Genomic DNA, 5,008 nt, shown 5'->3' on the forward strand with positions numbered 1-5,008 from the left:
GGCGCGGTCTTCTTTGGAGCGGCGTCGGCTTGGCCTGACGGTTGACCATCGCCAGCCTGGCTTGCCCTCTCCACATCGGCTTCTGTTCCCCCTGGCCCATCCGACGGCGGCGTCATCGGCATGGCGCGCACACTCAGCGGCAGCGTGCCTTGCGATCCCCCTCCCCCCGGCTTCGGAAACGGCAACTCGCCTGATTGCGCCGCGTGGATCGCCTTGAACAGCCGATCCTCAAAATATTGGATCCGCTTCGCGCGGACCGGCATCTGGGCATCGATGACCATGACGATCTCGTCGAGCGGTAGGCGGCGCGCCTCATCCTCGGGCAGGAGAGAGCTTTCTTCGGTCCGGGTGGACTGGCTACGGCCCTCGAAGGGGTTCTTGCCGATGGGCTGGGATCGCGTGATGACGGTCTTCGTGGTCTTGCCAACCGCCTTGCTCAGCTCCTCGACGGTTTTTTCATCAGAAGGCGTGAGATAGAGTTTCACGCCCGCGTTGCCCTGCAGGGCGCGGCGGGTGTTCTCGCCGTAGATTTCATCGAGGGCGGGGATGGTCTGGGTGACGACGGCCAGATGGCCGCGATAGGTGCGCAGGGTCTCGATACTCTCGACCACGATGGGCATCTTGCCGAGACGATTGAACTCGTCGAGCATGATCATCACGGGCCACGGCTCGTCTGGCCCGGGATCCTTTTCCTGCATGGCCGAGAGGAGATCTGAGAAGAAGAGCCGGATCAGCGGCGCAAGCGGCTTCACCATCAACGGCTGGACCACGAGGTAGACCGAAAAGGGCTTTCTCCGGATCGTGCGGAAATCAAAATCCGACACCGCCGTCGCCTCATCGATCGCCGGGTTCTGCCATTGATCGAGCCCCGAGGTCATCAAGAGCGAGACATAGGAGGTCAGCGTGTCATTATTGGTCGAGGCAAGACGCGTGAAGATCAGCTTGGCAGCCCGGTTGTCGACCTCGTGGCCGCGCGCGAAATACTCCTTCTGCTTGTTCCCGCCCGAGGCCGCGATGCGGTAGATCTCGCCCAAGGTCGGACGCTTGCGCTGGAACGCCAGCAGGCCTGCTGCCACAAAGAGATCGATCCCGCCCTTGAGCAGCCCCTGCACCCGGTCATTGTCGCTCTGCAGAAACAGCGTCGCCAGGAGCTGCAGTTCCATCTGCTGGCGCGCGGGATCTTTCAGCTCAAAGATGCGCAGGAGCGGGTTGTAGCGATGCGTGCGCTTGCCCTCCCAATCGGTTGGGGCAAAGCGATAGACCTTGTCGCCCTGGGCTGCGCGGTGCCGGGCCGTGGCCTCGAAGCACTCGCCCTTCACATCGAGCGTCACGGCAGAGCCTTGCCAGGTCAGCAGGTTCGGAATGACAAAGCCCGTGGTCTTGCCGCGGCCCGTGGGCGCCACAATCAGCGCATGGGGGAAGACCTTGGAGCAAATGTAATTGGCGCGGGAGCCGGGCGGCCCAAGTTTGCCGAGGATGAACCCGGTCCCGGGCGCCCCGAAGAAGCCATTGGCCTTCATCTCGCGCGCACTTTGCCAATGGGTCTGGCCAAAGCGTGTGAGGGCCGAGCCTGAAAGGGCGAGGCTCAGCATCAGGCCGGCGGCGGCGAAGCTGCCAATGATCAAGTGAATAAGTTGGGCGTCCTCCGGGCGGCGGTCCAGGATCGCCAGATAGTTTTGCGCGATATAGGCGAAGTCGATCTCGGCCCCGAAGCCGAGATCCTGGTAAGTCAGCACCGCCGAGGCGATGGTATAGCCCATGGCCCCGGTCACCAGCGTTACCAGAAGGACCCCTGTTGCGATCCGCGCTTTTCCCATGGCGGCGCTCAATGGACCTGACCCCGCTCGATCTCGCCATCCACATCGCCAGTGCGGTGTTTTTCATATTCGGTCTCGGCAAGATCATCGACCACCTGGCGCAAGGCCTCCGTGTTGGCCGTCGCTGCATCCGATTGCAGGTAGACCTTGGCGACATAGAGCCGGTCGAGGCGGTCCTCGAGAACCTTGTCCAGCGCATCGGCATCGCCGGATGTGAGCCGGTCGAGTTGGCGAACGTCCAGCACCCGCGCGATCTCGCCACGGAAGGCGTCCCGCTCCGCCTCGGTCTCGAAGGGCGCGGACAACTCCCCCGCCCGCTCATGCTCCAGAACACGCGTAATCTCGTCTGCAAGGCGGTCGGCACGGTCAGACTGCGGCGCAGTTTCACCGCGGGCTGCGAGGAGTGCGTCGCGCGTGCCAGACCCAAGCCCGTCGCGCATCTCGTTTTCACGGCGGACCTGATTGATGACCTCCGTGTCGCGTATCTCGACGACGGCCGCGTAGGTCGCGCCAAGCCCGCGGGCGAGGTGGGACGGCATGTCCGGATAGCGCTCCCTGAATTCATCCGTGACAGCATCTGCAACGGGCGTGCGGATGTCGCGTCCCTCCATGATCCGGTCGACCTCGCGGGTGATCTCGCTGGCGCGGGCGGCATCGGTAATGGTCTCCCTGTAAGGCTCAGACCGGTCAATCACATCGCCAGGGCGTGCGAGCAGATCTGGGTGTGCCTCGAGATATGCACGCTGCTCCGTCTCGATCCGGCGCTCCGCCCGTGAGACAACCTCCCAGTCCCGGTCCTCGATCTGCTGCGCAGTCAGGCCGTCTGCGCGCATCTCCTGACGGATTGTCCCTTCCATCGCCCGGACCGCGTCCCGGTGATAATGGACCCGCTCGCTGACCGGTTCCGCTTCCATGACGCCATCCCGGCGCAGCACGTTCTCGCGCTCCAAAAGCGTACCAAGCGCGACATGCACATCGTTGAGAATGTCGCGCGCCTGTTCCAGATCAGCGCGGCGTTCGAGGTTCAGATCGCGCGCCTCGGCCACTTTGGAGAGATCATCTGCGATCCATTGATGCTCGAGCGCTGCATTTGACGCGCCCGTCTCGATCCGGGCCACCACTTCCGATGTGCTGATCCCCGTGCCCCGTAGTGCCGCGTCAATGCGCGATCTTAGGTCGGGCTCGGCCAGTCGCTCGCGCTGGCTGGCGTCGATATTGGCTTCGGAATAGATCCCGCCCTCCGAGGGGGTCTCTGACAGCGTGGATGATCGCAGCCCCAAGGGCTGCATGTGCTGGACCTGCGTCTGGATCTCGATGAGGCGCTTTTCCAGCACGGGACGTTCCGCGTCAGACTTCTCGGCGATCATGCCCTGCACCCGCGCGAGCTTTTCCGCATAGAGGCTTCTCAAATCCTCAAAGCTTTGATCCTCGGCCATATACACTTCTCCTGTTCGGTCCACCTGCCCGCCATGCGCCAACACCTCGCCCGCGCGGAAGAGTGCCGCGGCGATATCCTCGCGGGCCTCCCGGGAGGCCTCCGCGGCAAGCGAATGGTAGACAGTTCTGGTGTTGGCGATCTCCGCCAGCGTCCGCGTCAGATCCTGCCCCACGCGTTCGCGCTCGCGGGGTGCGCGCCCTTCTTCTTTCGCGGCATAGACCTCGCTTGTGCGGGCTGGGTAATGCACAACCCCGCGATCCACCCGGCGCGTGGCTTCCAGCCGCACACCATACTTTTCCGCCTCCTCGACCATGGCGAGGCGGAAGTCGTCATAGTTGAAGCGGTGGTTGCGCCCCAGAAAGAAGAACTCGCCTTCCTGCGAGCGGCGGTTCAGCACCAGATGCGCATGAGGGTGATCGCGGTCCTCATGCACCGCGATGATGTAGTCGAAATGCCCCTCATCGGTCTGGAAGAACCGCTCGGCCACATCCGTCGCGATGTCGCGCACATCCTCCCCGCGCGTGCCGATGGGGAAGGACATGAGCATGTGGGTGGTCTGTCCGAGCTTGGGCTTGAAGCCCGCATCCCACCGTTTGGCAAAGCGCTCGGTCAGGTCCTTGATGTCACCCGACTCGAGCTTCGCTTTGCCATCCAGGAACCCGCTACTGTCCACGATATGTGTGGACTTGGTGGTGAGGTAATCGAGCTGGTTTGCGAGCTGCGATTTGGTATGCGTACCCCCGCCTCTGATCGCCTTGAAGACCGCTGGCCGATGTCCTGCTGCCGCGCGCGCAAGCTGGGTCTGCTTGGCCACGTGCAGCCCCTGCATTGAGCCCCGGACGCGGCTCCAGCCATCCCGAAAGACCTCGCCCGTGACGGCATGGACGGCATCATTCAGCCGCATGGGCAAACTCCCTCAGCGCGGCCGTGGCCTGCAGCTGCATTGCGTCCCGACGGCGGCGCAGAAGCAGATCGATCTCGTCAGCAGAATCCAGGATGAACCGCGCCAGCCCGCGCATCTGCGCGAGGCGCAATTCGGTGAACTCGGCACTCGTGCCCCCCACGGCCCCCTGCCCCCGCCGATTGGCCTGCGTCATCTGCTTGGCAATCTGCGCGACCCCATTGCCGACCTCGTGCAGCGAGGCGCGGTAGCGCGCCATCTCTGCTGCCATCTGCGCGTCCGGGACAAACACGCCGCCTGCCGCCTGAATGAGCCGCCGCAGCCCCTCGGCCCGGCTCTCGATCCCGGCTTCGGCCAACACCTCGTCGAGCGCCGCAAGCTCCGCAGCCGTAACCTTCACACTGACAGCGGAGACCGGAATTGCGGCATCCGTCTGGCGCTCGGCATCGGCTTTGAGCGTGTACTGAATCGCCCGCACCGACACGCCAAACCGTTCCGCCAGCACTGAAGTGGAAATGCCTTCCGCAGCTTCGCGAACGATCTCCATGCGGTCCGCATCTGTGAGACGTTTTGAGCGCGACATGCGAAGAAAGACCCCCTATTTCCTGCCACCTTCCACCAAGGCTGCCCCTACCTTACGATAATATACCCCTCTGTCAATTATATACTTGCGTCGCATTCAGGCTCAGGCAGCCTTGGTGTCCGCTTCCCCCGCGGCCCGCAGGGACGCGGCTCTGCCGCCCTCACCACCGAGTGCACCACCTGTCCTAGGGGTCCCGTCCGCCAGCCCCGCCCGAGGGGCTGGCCGAACACCCATGTGTTCGGACGGAACCGCGGGCGGGCGCAAACCCC

The 5,008-nt window shown here is 64.0% G+C and carries 3 protein-coding genes; all 3 read right to left on the reverse strand.

Features of this window, described 5'->3' with window-relative positions:
- Positions 1–1,817 (reverse strand): type IV secretory system conjugative DNA transfer family protein (locus tag AC13C8_RS00045; protein WP_482845985.1); only part of this gene is annotated, 1,817 nt, incomplete at its 3' end.
- An 8-nt stretch (positions 1,818–1,825) separates the two neighbouring features.
- The gene (locus tag AC13C8_RS00050; protein ID WP_482845983.1) at positions 1,826–4,159 is read right to left on the reverse strand and encodes a relaxase/mobilization nuclease domain-containing protein; all 2,334 of its coding nucleotides are present in this window, start codon (positions 4,157–4,159) and stop codon (positions 1,826–1,828) included.
- Complete coding sequence (locus tag AC13C8_RS00055; protein ID WP_482845984.1) at positions 4,146–4,739, reverse strand: helix-turn-helix domain-containing protein; 594 nt, start codon at positions 4,737–4,739, stop codon at positions 4,146–4,148. The genes AC13C8_RS00050 and AC13C8_RS00055 overlap by 14 nt, the downstream gene beginning before the upstream one ends.
- Positions 4,740–5,008: the final 269 nt, after the last annotated feature.

Source organism: Aliiroseovarius sp. B-4 (assembly GCF_056857795.1).